Below are 17853 nucleotides of genomic sequence, written 5' to 3'. Positions count from 1 at the left end.
TTTCTTATGTTTTACAGAAATTTTATTTTTTCATCAATTCCTGCTCGATAATCTTATCTATATCCGCTTCTCCGGTCAATTGAAGTCTTCCGGTAGCGCCTTTGTTTTCTGCCGTATCAGTTTCCTGACGTTTGTTAATTCTCTTCACCTGTTTCTCCGGTGCAGAAACAGAAACTTTCGGCAATGCTTTTACATAATAATAGTATTCGTCATCTTCAAACTGTAAATACTCTGTTCTCGCATAATCTACAGAAAACAGCATCAATTCCAATATAAATCCAATAAGCACTGACACTATACTTCCAAATATCAACGTAATATAGTGTACCTCCACATCCAAAGCAACGCTTGCAATTACCATAACGATAATGTAAGCAACCGTTCCCGAAACAATCGCTATTTCCCACGCACGATTAATTGATTTTCTGCGTATTGTGTACACGATAAGCAAACAAATCACAATCGCTATAATAACTGTCCAAAGTTCTTTGCTCTGAAAAATCTGTTTGGCAAATGTACCGACAGCCGACAGCATTCCGTTCTCATTTGCCCCCGTAATTGTTGTGGAAAATGTTTTTGCAAATTTAATCATAAAGTAAACCATCGTTCCACAAATAACCGGCACAATATAAATCGGTGTTCCCGCCAATCCGTAAGCAATTGGAATAAGCATAGGTACTTTAAACGCAAATGCTATCGGTGTGAGCAATAAAATAATTGCTTTCTTCGGCGTAAACCGAAAATAAAAAATAAACATCAATATAATGATCCCTGCGACAATAAGTGCAATTCCTTCAGATAAGGCAAACATATGAACAAGCATAAACCCTGCTGAAGCAATTACCGTGACAATCATCGGAAGAAAAGCACATACAACAGCCAACGCAATCGAAAGAATCGGTTTCGCCAATTTCTCCATAAAACCGATATTACTGCTAATTAACAGGAAACTTGTCAGTGCCACAACAAACCGTATTCCCTTATCTATATATGTTGAATATCCGGCGTACAGTAATTGTAGTTTTTCCTTCCACTCCAGTAATCTACTCATCTATCTTATCTCCTTTTCATACATCTTGCTTAGTTGAAGCAGTTCACGATTAAATCTCTTCACACGCCTTCTCGCATCCGCATGTTTCTTCTTATAAATGTTACGTGCTACAACTATTGATATGACAACTGTTGCAATGTATCCGCCAAGCACAATACCTCCCAGTATTAAAAACCGCAAAAGGCTGGGATTGGCAAGAATCTCGTCCAGAAAAACAAGAAGAATTGCTCCGGCTGTTAGTCCATACCCAATAGTCGACCATATAACTGTAGTCCATGTGTGCAGACTTATGTAATCTTTCTGATAATATCCGCTTATTTGAAAATCCTTCTGCCCTTCTTTTGCTTCATACATCGCCATTTGAGCCATGAGTTTCACTCGTTTTTCATTTAACATTACATCACCTCAACACTCGTTTTCTTTCTTTGGCATTATGTTTTAGTATAACATTAATCACAATCCTTGTCCAATACTTATAGTTAGGAAATATGTTTTTTCCGCACCTGCATTTTTCAGCAAAACACTTATAGAGTGGATTGTACTGCCTGTTGTATAAATATCATCAACAATCAGCACACGTTTTCCACATAACTTTCCTGTCGTTTCAAAAGCATTTTCCAAATTTTTCTTTCTCTCTTTTCGTGTAAATTCTTTCTGCGGTACTGTATTTATTTTTCGCCTTACCAACGTTGTATCTACCGGAATACCGATATGCAAACCGATTTCTTCTGCCAAAATTTCAGCCTGATTATATCCTCTTTTTTTCTGCTTCTTCTTATGCAGGGGTACAGGAACAATGACATCAATCTCCCACAAGCGAATTAATTTTCCAAAGGTTTTTGCCATTTCTTTCCCATATACTTCACCATATACCCGTCTGTTTTTATATTTGAAAGCATATATCGAACTGCTTACCGGCATTTTATGAAGCCACAGACTTCTCCCTTGTTCATAGCACAGTTCTTCCCGTTCACAATCATAACAAAATTCCTTTTCTTCCTGCCGAATCGGTTTTCCGCACTTCTTACATCTTGGCTCTCCGATTGCTCCCACCTTTTTCCTGCACTCCGTACAAATTCCTTCTTTACAAATTTTTCCGCAAAATACGCATACACTCGGATATAACCATTCCAATATTCTTTTTATCATGTTTCTTTACAGACTCTACTACATAAATTCCCTAATACGTTCCGCCAGACTTGTATGTCTGTTCTGTTCGTTTGTATTTTCTATCATTTCATAAAACGTACTGTCGCTTCCCACTAGCGTAACACATTTTTTTGCTCTTGTAACCGCAGTATAAAGTAGATTGCGGTGATATAACTGTCTTGGTCCTTGAAGAAGCGGAATAATTACCGCCGGATATTCACTTCCCTGAGATTTATGGATAGTGATAGCATATGCCAGTTCCAGTTCGTCCAATAACTGAAAAGAATACGTCACCTTTCGTTTCTCATCATATTCCACTTCTAAAGTTTCGTTATATGTATTTATTTCCGTGATAACTCCCATATCACCGTTAAATACACCGACTCCTTTATCCACAACAAGACCGAATTTCGTGGAAATTTCCCACTCCAATTGATAGTTATTCTTTATCTGCATCACTTTATCGCCTTCACGGAAAAGTTTTTCCCCATATTCCTTCTCCGCTTTTTTCTTATCCGGCGGATTCATATACTGTTGTAAAATCTTATTAAGCCTTTCCACACCTAAAAGTCCTTTTTTCATCGGTGTTAAAACCTGTATATCATAAGGTTGTGCATCTACATATTTCGGCATCTTTTTCTGCAGCAAAGTAATAATGACACTGATAATTGTGTTGGCGTCCTGTCTTTTCAAGAAAAAGAAATCTCTGCTTTTATTATCTAGCACAACCCTTTCTCCTCTGTTAATTTTATGGGCATTCATCACAATGTCACTCTCCGTTGCCTGTCTGAAAATTTTTGTCAACCGCACAACCGGAAAACATTCTGACGCTATCATATCTTTTAATACATTTCCCGCTCCTACTGACTGTAACTGATTACCGTCCCCAACTAAAATAATCCTTGTTCCAATGGTAACCGCACAGAGAAGTGCATACATCAGCGCCAAATCCACCATTGATACTTCGTCAATAATAATCACATCTGTTTCCAACGGGTTTTCTTCGTTTCGACCAAAACCCGCTCTCTTTTCACTATCCTCAGGATTGCCGATCACCTCCAAAAGTCGATGTATCGTCTGCGCTTCATAACCAGTCGCCTCCGTCATCCTCTTCGCCGCTCTCCCTGTAGGAGCGGCTAAAGTAATATCCAACCCTTCACTTTCAAAATAATGAATCATCGCATTAATCGTTGTTGTTTTCCCTGTCCCCGGTCCTCCGGTCACAATCAAAATCCCATGTTTTGTCGATTCAATAACGGCTTTTCTCTGCATTTCATCTAAGATCATTCCTGTATTATCTTCGATTTTATGCAAACGCCTCTCTACCATATTCTCCGCAATCTCTTCATGAATATCCAAATCATGTAACATTTTCGCTGTATTTAACTCCATATAGTAATATCCTGACGGATACACTCGAATCTGTCCTTCTTTTTCTTTTAAGACAACCTTCTTTTCTATAGATAAATCCATTAAGTATTTTTCTATATCTTCTATATCTACTTCCAAAATTTCTCCCGCTTTTTTCAACAGTTCTTCTTTCGGAAGGTAAATGTGACCGTCCGCCACACTTTGAATAAGCGCATAAAAAATCCCACTGCGAATGCGAAAATCCGAATCCGTATGAATACCAATCCGTAAGGCAATCTCATCTGCTGTCTTAAACCCTACTCCCTGTATATCATCCGCAAGCCTATATGGATTTTCCTCCAAAACCCGATACACACTGTCTTTATATTTTTTATAAATTTTTGCCGCAAGTGTAGTAGAAATTCCATATTTCTGCAAATAAATCATTGCATTTCGCATCTCTTTTTTTCCTTCCACCTGCTCTGCAATTTCCCTCGCTTTTCTCTCGCTGATTCCTTTTACTTCCGCCAACCTCTCCGGTTCTTCTTCAATAATGCGAATGGTGTCTTCCTTAAATCTTCTCACAATCCGTCCCGCCAAAGCACTTCCCAAACCTTTTATTGCCCCCGAACCGAGATACCTCTCAATAGAAAACAAATCTTCCGGCTCTTTTGCCTGATGCGAAAGGACCTGTAACTGTACACCGTATACTTTATGTGTCACATATTCCCCACTCAGTTCCAACATTTCACCTTCACTGATATAATGGAAGTTTCCCACACACGTCAAATCTCCATCGTCCGTATTAAACTGAAAAACTGTATAACCGTTGTCTTCATTGCGAAAAACAATATGCTCCACATATCCTGTAACAACTTCCACCCTGTATTTCCTCCTTTTTAATCGGATTAAAAAAGGCAAGGGATTAATCCCTCGCCCTCTATTTACGCATCTTTTCTTCCACTCATAAATTCAACGAACTGTCCTGTTCCAATTGCAACTACTTTCATCGGGTCTTCAGCAGTCATTGTATTAATTCCGGTTCTTTCTTCAATCAACTCTTCCAATCCGCGAAGCATTGCTCCACCACCTGTAAGAACGATACCTCTATCCAAAATATCCGCCGACAATTCAGGTGGAGTTCTCTCAAGTACTCCGATTACCGCTTCTACAATCTGTCCTGTTGTTTCACGAAGCGCTTCCTCAGTTTCTGAAGATGTTACTGTTACAGTCTTCGGAAGTCCTGTAACAAGGTTACGTCCTCTTACTTCCATTGTTTCATCTTCTACCAACGGATAAGTTGTTCCGATTTTGATTTTGATGTCTTCCGCTGTACGCTCTCCAATCAAAAGATTGTGTTTTTTCCTCATATAACGAACGATTGCTTCATCAAAATCATCCCCTGCAATTTTAATTGATGTATTTACAACTGTACCACCAAGAGAGATAACTGCAATATCCGCAGTACCTCCTCCTACGTCTACAATCATATTTCCACATGGTTTTGCAATATCAATTCCCGCTCCGATTGCTGCTGCTACCGGCTCTTCAATCAAATGAACCTCTCTTGCTCCTGCTGCAAAAGTAGCCTCTTCTACTGCTTTCTTTTCTACTTCTGTAACTCCACTTGGAACACAAATACTAATGCGTGGTTTCTTAAATGTACGTTTTCCCATAGCCTTCTGAACGAAGTATTTAATCATTTTTTCTGTAACAGTGTAATCCGAAATAACACCTTTTCTAAGTGGTCTTACCGCAACAATATTGCCCGGAGTTCTTCCGAGCATCAAACGTGCTTCTTCCCCAATTGCTTTAATTACATTTGTATCTCTATCAAATGCCACTACGGACGGTTCTTTCAAAACTACACCTTTGCCCTTTACATACACGAGAATACTCGCGGTTCCTAAATCAATCCCGATATCTATTGACATCTAAATTCTCCTTTCCAAAACTCATCTATTCTTATATCCTTTGTACTTGTTGATACTAAATCATCACATATGATTCTTATTATAATCAAAATTGTAATAAATGGAAAGACTTTTTTTCTATTTTTAGTTTTTCTTAAGGATTGCGTCAATATACTTTCCTGTATAAGAGTTCGAATTCTCTGCAATTTCTTCCGGTGTTCCTGTCGCAACAACAGTTCCTCCTCTATCGCCGCCTTCTAAACCAATGTCAATAATATAGTCTGCCGTTTTAATCACATCTAAATTATGTTCAATAACTATAACTGTATTTCCGTCTTCCGCCAGTCTTCGCAAAATCTCCGTCAGTTTATGCACATCTGCAAAATGCAGTCCTGTTGTAGGCTCATCTAAAATATAAATTGTTCTTCCCGTACTTCGCTTACTCAATTCGGTTGCCAATTTAATTCTCTGGGCCTCCCCGCCGGAAAGTGTAGTGGATGGCTGTCCCAAACGAACATAGGATAATCCCACATCATATAGTGTTTCCATTTTTCTTCTAATAGAAGGAACATTCTCAAAAAAGTGCATCGCCTCTTCCACGGTCATATTCAGTACATCATAAATGCTTTTTCCTTTATATTTCACTTCTAATGTTTCTCTATTATAACGTTTTCCACCGCACACTTCACATGGCACATATACATCCGGTAAAAAATGCATTTCTATCTTCAAAATACCATCCCCGCTACAAGCTTCACATCTTCCGCCTTTCACGTTGAAACTAAACCTTCCTTTTTTATAACCACGTGCTTTTGCATCCGCCGTTGCCGCAAACAAATCACGAATTAAATCAAATACCCCCGTATATGTTGCCGGATTTGAACGTGGTGTTCTTCCAATCGGTGACTGATCAATATCAATCACTTTATCCAACTGCTCTATTCCTTCAATTCTGTCATGTTTTCCCGGAATCGTTCTGGCTCTGTTCAACTCCTTCGCCAATTTCTTATATAATATCTCATTAATCAGTGAACTTTTTCCAGAGCCCGATACCCCTGTAACACAAGTCAAAACTCCTAAAGGAATATCTACATCGATATTTTTTAGATTATTTTCTCGTGCACCGATAATTTTCAAAAATCCGGTAGGCTGCTTTCTCACTTCCGGAACAGGAACCTTAATGCGTCCGCTTAAGTAAGCACCGGTAATCGAATTTTTATTCTTCATAATCCGTTTCGCCGTTCCTACTGCCACGACTTCTCCGCCATGTTCGCCTGCTTTTGGTCCAATATCTACAATATAATCCGCCTCTAACATTGTATCTTCATCATGTTCCACTACAATGAGAGTATTACCCAAATCTCTCAAATGTTTCAATGTTTTTAACAATTTATCATTATCTCTCTGATGAAGCCCTATACTAGGCTCATCTAGAATATACGCTACACCAACTAATCCTGAACCGATCTGAGTTGCAAGTCGGATGCGCTGTGCTTCTCCGCCTGAAAGTGTCCCTGTTGCTCTTGACAGCGTTAGATAATCTAACCCTACATCAATTAAAAACCCTGTTCTTGCTTTGATTTCTTTTAATATCTGTCCGCCAATCAATTCCTGTGTAGGCGTAAGTTCCAGCGTTTCCAAAAATTCCTGCAATTTTCCTATGGAAAGATTTGTCACTTCCGCTATATTTTTCCCACCTACCGTAACCGCTAAGGCACTCTTCTTCAAACGCTGGCCACCACACTCATGACATGGCGTAATTCTCATAAAAGACTCATACTCCGCTTTCATTGTTTCTGAACCGGTTTCTCTATAACGCCTTTCTACATTTCTGATAATTCCTTCAAATGCCACATCATAAATGCCCTCTCCACGCTGACCTTTATAATAAACTTTCACTTCTTTTCCATTCGTTCCATGAATTAAAATATCCTGTATTTTCTGTGGATAATCTTTGAACGGTGTATCGAGAGAAAAATGGTATTCTTTCGCCAGAGCATCTAATATCGCCCTTGTATAACTTCCCTTTTCGGCACACGACTGCCACCCCATAACAGTAATCGCACCCTCATCAATACTAAGACTCTTATCCGGAATCATCAAATCCACATCAAATTCCATCTTATATCCCAAACCATAACACACCGGACACGCACCAAATGGATTATTAAACGAAAAACTTCTTGGTTCAATCTCTTCAATACTGATTCCACAGTCTGCACACGAAAAACTTTGGCTGAAATGAATTTCTTCCCCACCAATAACATCTACCGTCATCAACCCTTCTGCAAGTGCAAGCACGCTCTCCACAGAGTCTGTTAATCTCTTTTCTATCCCCGTTCTTACAATAAGTCTGTCCACAATGATTTCTATATTATGTTTAATATTTTTATCCAAAACAATTTCTTCAGTCAGTTCATATAAATTACCGTCCACGCGAACACGCACATAACCGCTCTTTTTCGCACGTTCAAACAGTTTCTCATGACGCCCTTTTCTTCCACGCACAACCGGTGCAAGCAATTGTATTTTTGTTCCTTCCGGAAGTGTAAGAATCTGATCCACCATTTGATCTACAGTCTGTTTCTTAATTTCTTTCCCACATTTGTAGCAATGTGGTATTCCTATTCTCGCATAAAGAAGTCGAAAATAATCATAAATCTCCGTTACCGTTCCAACCGTAGAACGAGGATTTCGGTTTGTCGACTTCTGGTCAATGGAAATCGCCGGAGAAAGCCCTTCTATACTTTCCACATTCGGTTTCTCCATCTGTCCCAAAAACTGTCTTGCATAAGAAGACAATGACTCCATATATCTTCTCTGCCCCTCTGCATAAATCGTGTCGAAAGCAAGAGATGATTTGCCCGAACCGCTAAGTCCTGTCAGCACAACCAGTTCATTTCTCGGAATATCCACATCTATATTTTTCAAATTATGCTCATTTGCACCTCTGATTTTAATATATTGCTTCTGCTCTGTTTTCTTTGCCATTTTATACTCCTAATTTTCTATCTCCTGTAATTGTTTCTTTAATTCCACCAATTTATCCCTTACTTGAGCCGCCATCTCGAAATTCAACTCCGCTGCCGCTTTTTTCATCTGTTTTGTCATATCTTTAATCATTTTTTCCAATTCTGACTTACTCATAGATTCAGGATCTTTTTCCATTTGCAATTCTTCCGCTGCAACTTTCTTAGAAATACTTATTAAATCTCGAACCGCCTTCTTTACCGTCTGCGGTGTAATTCCATGTTCCTCGTTATATGACATCTGAACCTTTCGTCTTCTCTCCGTTTCCCGTATAGCATTTTTCATAGAATCCGTCATTGTATCTGCATACATAATCACATGACCTTCTGCGTTACGGGCAGCACGACCGATTGTCTGAATAAGTGATGTTTCCGAACGCAGAAAACCTTCTTTATCCGCATCCAAAATAGCCACAAGTGTAATCTCTGGAATATCCAATCCCTCTCTTAAGAGATTGATTCCGACCAAAACATCAAATACATCCAATCTCATATCTCTGATAATTTCCGTTCTCTCTAACGTATCAATATCGGAATGCAGATATTTTACGCGTATTCCCAGTTCTCGCATATAGTCCGTCAGGTCTTCCGCCATTCTTTTTGTCAATGTTGTCACCAAAACTTTATTTTTCTTCGCAATTTCTTTATTTACTTCGCCAACCAAGTCATCAATCTGTCCTTCAACTCCTCTGACCTCTACTTCCGGATCCAAAAGACCTGTTGGTCTGATAATCTGATCTGCCCTCAGCAGTTCATTCTTCTCTTCATACTCGCCCGGGGTTGCGGAAACAAATAAAATCTGATTGATTTTACTCTCAAACTCTTCAAAATTCAACGGACGATTATCCTTAGCAGACGGAAGTCTGAATCCATAATCTACTAAGGTCGACTTTCTCGACTGATCTCCGGCATACATTCCTGCAATTTGTGGAATTGTTTTATGTGATTCATCTATCATAATCAAAAAATCATCCGGAAAATAATCTATCAGTGTATGTGGAGGTTGTCCTTCTGCAAGTCCTGTCAAATGTCTTGAATAGTTCTCAATTCCCGAACAAAATCCTGTTTCCCTCATCATTTCTATATCAAAATTTGTTCTTTCTGAAATTCTTTGTGCTTCCAGCAGTTTATCTTCACTCTTGAAGTAACGTATTCTTTCTTCCAATTCTTCCTCAATCGCTTTCGTTGCACGTTCCATATTTTCTTTGGAAACAACATAGTGCGAAGCTGGAAAGATTGCCACATGATTCAACACATTTTTAATTTCCCCTGTAAGCACATCTATCTCCGTGATGCGTTCCACTTCATCTCCAAAAAATTCCACACGAACGGCATATTCCTCTGAAACTGCCGGAAAAATCTCCAAAACATCTCCCCTGACACGAAATGTTCCTCGTTTAAAATCTATATCGTTTCTGTCATATTGTATTTCAATTAATTTTGCCACAACCTCATCTCTGTCTTTTATCATTCCCGGACGCAAAGAAATTACCATCTCCTGATAATCAATCGGCGAGCCCAAGCCATAAATACAGGAAACACTTGCCACAATGATAACATCCCGCCTCTCTGAAAGCGCTGCCGTTGCCGAATGACGTAACTTATCAATCTCATCATTGATAGATGAGTCTTTTGCAATGTATGTGTCTGAGGACGGAACATAGGCTTCCGGCTGGTAATAATCATAGTAGGATACAAAGTATTCAACCGCATTATCAGGGAAGAATTCTTTAAACTCTCCATATAACTGGGCAGCCAGAGTTTTGTTGTGGGCAATTATTAATGTAGGTTTATTTAATTGTTGTATAACATTTGCCATGGTAAAAGTCTTACCGGAGCCTGTAACCCCTAGTAAAGTCTGGCATTGATTGCCTTCTTGAAACCCTTTTACAAGCTGCTCGATGGCTTGTGGCTGGTCGCCGGTAGGCTTATATGGTGATTCTAATTTAAAGATTTTTTCTTTACTCATACACGCTTCTCCCTCTGCTATTATTGAATACTTGGGTAGTAATTACACAGATTTTTCGTGTAATTAAAATTTCTATTTTATTATCGCTTCACGAGAACAAATGTTCTTATTCCATTTTATCTTATGTGTTGTTTCATGTCAACTTTTCTTTTAAGATTTCTCAGCATTTTGAAATATTCCTTCAAAAAAGGAAACTGCCGCTTTACGATTATTCAATCGTTAAAGCGACAGCACCTTTAAAAAAATCATATTCCATATTTACAAATATTTTTTCAAATTTAAAAGGAGAAAGTTCCCTGATTATTTTTAAAACAACTCAAGCAACATCATTTTCCTTGCTATTCCACTCCTGATATTCTTCTATATAATGCTCGTGCATACCCGTCTGTCATTCCACTGATAAAATCGGTTGCTATAAGTATTCTTCGATATAAAAGTTCTGTTTCATCAGTAATTTTATCAATCTCTTTCACCTTATAATAATCATCAATATAATTTTGGGAAATCAATGTCATTACTTTCTTGTCTTGAGTACTCATTTTACCATACCCATCAAATTTTACAACCGCTGGCACAAACTTATCTAACAAAAAACTAAGCATAGTTTGTGCAGATAATTCAGGTTCTGTAATCATTCGTGAATCAAAGACAAATTCACTCATTGCCTTTCTTAATAATTTTACTGTTAAACTATGATTATTATCATAAAACAAATCATACTTATATGTTCCTTCTAAAATCTCATTATAACTTTTTGAAAATCTCCAGCAAGCAACATACATCAACCATCTTCGGAGATAATTTCCCCATCGGCTCATAACTTTAGTCTTATCTTTTTCATCGCAATTAATAGAACATAACTTATTAATTATTTCTTCTGTCCTTTTTAAATGTTGTTTTTGTTCTGCATATTTTTTTGACAATTGCTTATATTCTTCTTTAAAAAATGCTATCAATTCTTCTACACTAACAACACCTGCTTTTACGGCATCTTCCAAATCTGCAGTCATATAAGCAATATCATCCGCCGCCTCAACCAAATATGCCAGAGGATGTCTTACAACATTTCCATCTGAATTAATAGTCCCCACTTCTTTTGCACATCGAATAAAAACACGCTCTTCTGACTGATAACATCCCAATTTATGTCGGATATGTTCCTTTCCTATTTCATTCGAGCGTGTTGGATATTTAATCAAAGCACTATCAATAGAAAACGGCAAATTAATTTCTGACTGATGACGTGCTTTTGCTAAAATCCTAAAAGCCTGTGCATTACCTTCAAAATTTTCCAAATCAGTAATTTGATTTTTATTCAATAAATCTGCAACTGATTTTTTATTACCATCACTCAGATATATATTTTTCAAATTATCTTTAAACCATTCTCTGATTATTTCTTCCCCTACATGTCCAAACGGCGGATTTCCCAAATCATGCAATAATCCTGCACAGGATAATATAGCCTCAATATCTCCAATTCTCTGAATCCGCAGTTCTTCTTGTTCTATTTCATTCTCATCCAATGGTACACAACGATAGGATGATGTATTCTGGAAACACATAATTCCCAGTTGTTTTGCAATAGTAGATACCTCTATAGAATGAGTTAATCTAGTTCTCACAAAATCACTTTTAGCTAAAGGAAATACTTGTGTCTTATCCTGTAGTCTTCTGAATGCAGCACTTGAAACAATTTTTTCATAATCCCTTTCAAAAGGACTAATGTAGTATTCATTAAATACTTGTGAAGGTTTTTCTTCCTCTTCCAATCGAGTCTGTGTCAATAGTCTTTTCCATTCCATGCTTTTTTCTCCTTTGTTTCTTAACTTTTTACACATAACCTTCCTATCTCTCTTAAATACACTATAAAATAATTATATCAAACATCTGCTTTTCTTTCCACATCCGTTTTATCAATCATCCACCGTCTAAGCGTTAGCACTTTCCTCACCTTCAATCATTTTCAGATAATCTCCCTTATCAATGTGCATCATAGAAATCTGATTTTGATGTCTGCGGAATCCGTACACACTATCCACATTTCTAATAAGCGACTGCAAACGCTCATCAGGCACACAGACAATTAACTGTAATTCCAATTCCCTCGCATAATGAAGGCAAACTTCACTTCTCTCCTTGTCCATTTTTGAAAATGCTTCATCCAAAAGAACTAATCGGATTTTGGAATCTCTGTTGCTTTGGTTCATATAAAGCATTGCAAATCCGGCAAGAAGTGCAACATATTTCGGATTTTGTCCCTCTCCGCCGGAATCTCTTCCCGCCATATCATCAACCGCATTTTTTCTTATATTTCCCTCTTCATCTTCCACCTGTTCATACATACTGAAAGTAAGATAGTTTCGATAATCAGCGTAACGCTCCATCTCTTCTTTGTAAACCGCACGCTTTCCATTATCCTCATCTCTAGGCGGCATAAATTTCTCAGTCAGTTTTAAAATTTGTGTTTCATATTTTTGATAAAACTCGTCTTCACCAAGACTTAACTGTCCCTCATATCCACCATTGTCAAGCACTTTACTATCTAACTCCGGCGCCATAAGCATCTCGTAAAACTGTCTATTTTCATTTTCTGCCGGAAGAATATCAATCTGATAAATACTGTCAGAAAAACGAATTTTTCCAAGCATCCTATTAATTTCACGTTTATGACGAAATGCTGCTTTAATTTCTCCGTGAATTGTCGCAATAACGTTCTCTCTTAATGTATGATAGACAAGTTGATACTGCTGCTCAAATTCCGCTTTGTACTTCGGCTCAAAGTCTTTTTTGCACTGCTCAAGCACTTTGTCATAAACATCATTTTCATGTTCTATTCCCGTAAATCCGTATGCGGAATATGTATGATTAAATTTATTTCTGGCAGTTAATCGTTCTTCCATTTCTATTTCAATGAACTGTTCCAGTTTTTCCAATTCTCTTACTTTTTCCTTGCGGTAAACATATTCATTTTTTGTTTCCATTTCACGAAGAACTTCCTGCTCAAGTATTTCATTGGCAATATAACCCTGCAATTCCTGTTCTAGTCTTTCCTGTAGATTTTTCAATTCTGTTTCCGCATTTACTTGCGTTTTAATACGTTCCAAACGCTCCCGATTTCTTTCCTGTAACTCTTCCCGAAGTACTCTTATCCTTTCTTCCAACTGTTTTCTCTTTTCCTTCAGTTGTGGAAGAAGTGTTCCCTCATTTAATTCCTGTAATTCTTTGAGCAATTTTTCTTCCTTTTTATAATAGTTTGCCAAATCTTCAGATGCGTTTGACATCTGAATTAACTGCTCTGTGCTATAATTATTCAATTGCTCGAACGTTCTTGCATCTTTTAAACTACTCTGCATCTGCATATCCGACATCAACTGTTTTTCTAAATGATAGACTTCATCTTCCAGTTCAATCATTTTTGCTTTGGATACTTTTGTACCAATACACGCATAATCGCCATAGTCCTTTTCCTTCAAATGACGGAAAATATAATTGCTGTAAGAATAGCAGTCCGGTGTAACTCCTTCTCTGACTTCGTGCAATTCCTCTATTGTTTCGCACTTAACTATTCTTCCCAAATATTGTTTCAGACACAAGTCTACATAAGGTTCACTTGCCTTTACTGCCTCATACAATGTATTTTCTCTCGCTTTTGGCTCATCTCGTTTAATTGCCGCCGTATTGATAAGATTAAATTCTTCAAATTCTTTTTCCCGCATTTTCCGAAAAATTTTGGCTGCATCAAGCGCATACTCCGGCGCAGTAACAAGACTATATTTTATTCTCCCAAGTCTTCCTTCGATTGCGTTTTTCCACTTTTCATCGGTAATATCAAACAAATCCGCAAAGATTTCTACATGAATGGTTCTCCCGTATCTGTCACTCAATGCACTCTGCAATCTTGCTCTTGCTTTTTTCAATTCTTTTTTATACGGTTTTCTGTCATTTTTTAAGTCTTCGATAATTTCCTTTTTCTCCGTTAAGATCTTTCCAGTCCTACGGATATTATCCTGTAACTCCTGTAACTCCTCTTCAATATTTTCCAGTGTATCTTTCAAATATTTTTTCAACTTTGCAAGAACTTCTTCATTTATATTTCCGTCTGCCACCTCTTCTATCGTATGTAACGCCGGATTAGATATATAAGCACTGATGTCATCATTTTCTTCCCACTTTTTCAGTTCCTGTAAGAGTTTTCGCCACTGTGCCGAGTTACCCGCTAAAATTTCTATCGTATGGCGTACTTCTTCCAATTCCTTTTCTTTCTGCCCGTAGTCACTCGCACGAATCTGCGTTTCAACCTCTACCTTTTCATCAATATATTGTTTTTCCTGCTCTTCTAAAACCAGACAACGTTCTTCAATCTTTTTTACTGCCTTGATAACTGCTTCCAAAGTTTCTTTTTTAGACTGTAGTTGTATTTTCAAACCTTCAATTGTAATTATTTTCAAAATCGCCTGTGTGCGAACGGCATCACTTTTAAATTGAATCAGTTTCAAATTATGCTCTCTGATTGTTTCAAGCATCTGTATACGATTTTCCAAGTCTTCCACTCGTTCTTTAATTTCACGATATGCACCCAACTGCTCGCTGATTACCGACACTGTTCCCTCTTTACTTTTGGGAAACATATAATCCCGTATAAACTGTCCCGTTCCGTTTGTCATGCGAAGTGCAATGGCACTTTTTTCCATTGTCATAAAACGTCCCGGTTCAATATAACCTAAAATAACGTCATAAAGTGTATTCAGATAAGATTCTTTTGACGGATACAGTCTATTCACTTCTCCTCTTCCCCGATTGTCCTCGGATTCTTTTCTGCTTTCAATAAAATTTTTCAACCGTGTAAGAGTATACGGGCTTCCGTCTTCCGCAATATATCCATCCTCCGCTATTCTTCCCGAATGACTGAAAAAACTGTAACGTTTTAATTCTAAATCTCTTTTCCCTACTTCAAAAGCAACACCGATACAATTTACAATATGAGTTGTCTTATCTTCCACTTCCAACACAATCTGAGAGCAGAAATCCATTCCTTCACGGTTTGCCGTTCCGTCTTTCTGTTCACCTCTAAGATAACTTAAAACACTTCTTCTGTTTTTCGCATCGTCCGCCGCCTTATTTAAGAAAGTTGCAGCCACACTTCCGTATAAAATAACTTGTATTGCATCCATAACAGTTGATTTCCCCGAACCGCTTTTACCGCTGAACAGGTTGACATATTCATGAAATACCAATTCTTTATGACTGATTCCACCCCAATTATTCAGCAACATTTTCGTAAAGATTTTCTTCGACTGTTTCATTTTCAGCAATCTCCTCTCTGTATTCTTCCAACAACGCATTAATATTTAGCGAACTGCAATATAAATTAATCGTACTGTAAAGATAAATCGGCGTTGTATCTTCCACATCACGAACCGCCCCCGGAAGTTCAATCATCTGATGTTTACTCAGCAGATAAAGTGCATCCTGCCATTCCGTCACCTTCAGTTTCTTATTTAAAAGATTTGTGTTTTTCCCATACTCGCGTATTTCTTCCAGTGTAGTTACCGTTGCTTCCAGCCCTTCTCCTAAAATTTTATCGCGGTAAATCATCTTGATAAGTAAAATAATAATTGTTGTCGTAAGACTAAATCTTTCCGTTTCTGCGCCTTCTCCACCCAGTCGGAAAATATGTTCCTGTGGGTCATGTGTCACTTCACATCCAAGTACCATTAAATAATCCTCGATAAATTTTTTGTGTCGCACACACATTTCGTAATAAATATTATCTCGTGGTGTCAATGTTACCGGATCATATTTCACCTGCAAGATACAAGTCTGTCTGAACAGATTGGATATTGTTTTTCTTAAATTTTCTGCCTCTGTCACGGATAACTCTTCCATATATTTAAACATCTACTTCTCCTTTATTCTAAGCCCCGAAAAGCCAAATCCTTTCGCCTGCATTTCTTTTTCCACTTCTACAATTGTATTACTCTCTGCCCGTTCGGTTACTTCCTGCCATACAAAGAACAGTTTTTCCAAATCTTCTATGGACTGCACCGTATTTTCCGTCACTCTAAACTCTCCGTCACTTTCGTTTTTCCTGCGGAAATCCCGAATTTCTTTCTGGGTGTAAAGTGGTTTCAAAATAAATTCTTCCAGTCCGTCTTCCGAAACATTTATCTCCTTTACCGTAGCCGGAACGAACTTTTCTTTTTCTGTATTTTTCTGCTGATACATACTTCTGTCGGTTACTTCTCTATACCGCTCTGTTAAACGCATATCTTCCGCTAATTTTCCCAAAATTTCTTCCCGCTTATTACTTTGATTTAACAACCGTACAAGCCTGAGCGTTCCGTCTTCTTCCGACATTCCTTCCATTAAAAGATACCTTATTCTCGCTGCGGCACGGTTGGCAAAAATAGTTTTCTGCTCAATCAGTTTATTATATCTTCTCTCAATCGTGTCAAATTCACGCTCAATTCCATAGATAATATCCATTGCCTCCTCGCACAACGCTATTGACCTTTCATTTCTCACATATCCCGGACTGCCTTTTTCCAACTGCTGTTTCTTTTCCACAAAAGACTGCCTTCGCATTTCATTCTCTCCCAAGTTCTGCTCTATCAATTCTTTCACAGCCTCTTTATAACGATAAAAACTGTCTGTTGTCGTTAAAATCGCATATTTTTTACTGTCACTATTATTAATTTCTTTTACAAGCACTTCCTGAATACCAAGAAAACTTTTCTGCTTAGACAATTCATCGAAATACCCTCTCATTCCCTCCTGCATATTTGCAAGCATCTGTACTAATGTGCGGGACGTATTCAATGCACTTTTTAAAATGTCATTATTCTTTTCTTTATCCGAACTGTATGTATATAACTGACTGTACACGGCAAGTACACTTTCGCGCTCTCTGTTTCCTTCCTCACTGAACAGTTTCTCAAATAGTTCTACATATAATCGGCTGTATTCAGGAAATGACACAACATATTTATTCAACGTTTCATCATAATCCTGACGAAGCCAACCCCATTTCTCCAAGTTTTTCAAACAGACGGACGCCATGTTTGCCCTTGTAAGAAATTCGCCTTCCTCGTCAACCTGCTCTTCACTCCACTCCAACGCCATATCCGCTATATTTTCATTCATAACGGCTTTACATTCCTCTTCCGTCAAACCTAAAAGAGAATAAGATTTACTTATCTCCCCATAAATCGCCAACAGAAATTTTTGATAATATGGTCTGTATTTACTTGCAAAAAGTTTATAAAATTCCGGTGGGATTTTATTTATTAAATTCACTCGTCTACCTCTTTTCTTTCGATATATACTTTTTATTATACCAAAAGGGATATTAAATGTAATTGCTTTTTTCACAAATCCTATGATATGATT

Annotated in this window: 11 protein-coding genes; all 11 read right to left on the bottom strand. The window is 37.8% G+C overall.

The features are described from left to right. Positions 1-22: 22 nt before the first annotated feature. The 11 genes from ACYPXO_RS04325 to ACYPXO_RS04275 all read right to left on the bottom strand — a co-directional run bounded on the left by ACYPXO_RS04325 (position 23) and on the right by ACYPXO_RS04275 (position 17760). Entirely contained in the window at positions 23-1051 is a 1029-nt protein-coding gene (locus ACYPXO_RS04325; protein ID WP_459639450.1) for a hypothetical protein, read from the bottom strand. Then, positions 1052-1447, bottom strand: coding sequence for a hypothetical protein (locus ACYPXO_RS04320; protein ID WP_459639449.1), 396 nt, complete (start codon positions 1445-1447; stop codon positions 1052-1054). Between the two features lie 57 nt (positions 1448-1504). Beyond that, positions 1505-2200, bottom strand: a complete 696-nt coding sequence (locus ACYPXO_RS04315) for a ComF family protein (protein WP_459639448.1) — start codon at positions 2198-2200, stop codon at positions 1505-1507. Positions 2201-2218: 18 nt separating this feature from the next. Beyond that, positions 2219-4432: an SF1B family DNA helicase RecD2 gene (recD2, locus tag ACYPXO_RS04310; RefSeq protein ID WP_459639447.1), complete on the bottom strand. Its 2214-nt coding sequence runs from the start codon at positions 4430-4432 to the stop codon at positions 2219-2221. Positions 4433-4494: 62 nt separating this feature from the next. Then, positions 4495-5484, bottom strand: coding sequence for a rod shape-determining protein (gene mreB / locus ACYPXO_RS04305; RefSeq protein ID WP_009460446.1), 990 nt, complete (start codon positions 5482-5484; stop codon positions 4495-4497). Positions 5485-5607: 123 nt separating this feature from the next. After that, positions 5608-8454: an excinuclease ABC subunit UvrA gene (gene uvrA / locus ACYPXO_RS04300; protein ID WP_459639446.1), complete on the bottom strand. Its 2847-nt coding sequence runs from the start codon at positions 8452-8454 to the stop codon at positions 5608-5610. A gap of 9 nt (positions 8455-8463) precedes the next feature. Beyond that, positions 8464-10461 (bottom strand): excinuclease ABC subunit UvrB, encoded by a 1998-nt coding sequence (gene uvrB, locus ACYPXO_RS04295; protein ID WP_459639445.1) that lies wholly within the window; start codon positions 10459-10461, stop codon positions 8464-8466. Between the two features lie 338 nt (positions 10462-10799). Further along, the gene (locus tag ACYPXO_RS04290; RefSeq protein ID WP_459639444.1) at positions 10800-12266 is read right to left on the bottom strand and encodes a deoxyguanosinetriphosphate triphosphohydrolase; all 1467 of its coding nucleotides are present in this window, start codon (positions 12264-12266) and stop codon (positions 10800-10802) included. Positions 12267-12392: 126 nt separating this feature from the next. Further along, a complete protein-coding gene (locus ACYPXO_RS04285; RefSeq protein ID WP_459639443.1) occupies positions 12393-15767 on the bottom strand; it encodes an SbcC/MukB-like Walker B domain-containing protein in 3375 nt (1124 codons plus the stop codon). Then, entirely contained in the window at positions 15724-16362 is a 639-nt protein-coding gene (locus ACYPXO_RS04280; RefSeq protein WP_459639442.1) for a DUF4194 domain-containing protein, read from the bottom strand. The genes ACYPXO_RS04285 and ACYPXO_RS04280 overlap by 44 nt, the downstream gene beginning before the upstream one ends. Beyond that, positions 16363-17760, bottom strand: coding sequence for a Wadjet anti-phage system protein JetA family protein (locus tag ACYPXO_RS04275; protein ID WP_459639441.1), 1398 nt, complete (start codon positions 17758-17760; stop codon positions 16363-16365). Positions 17761-17853 lie beyond the last annotated feature (93 nt).

It is taken from the genome of Faecalimonas canis, assembly GCF_054601575.1.
Note: the sequence above shows the minus strand (reverse complement) of the source record. Positions and strands in the feature narration are given on the sequence as shown.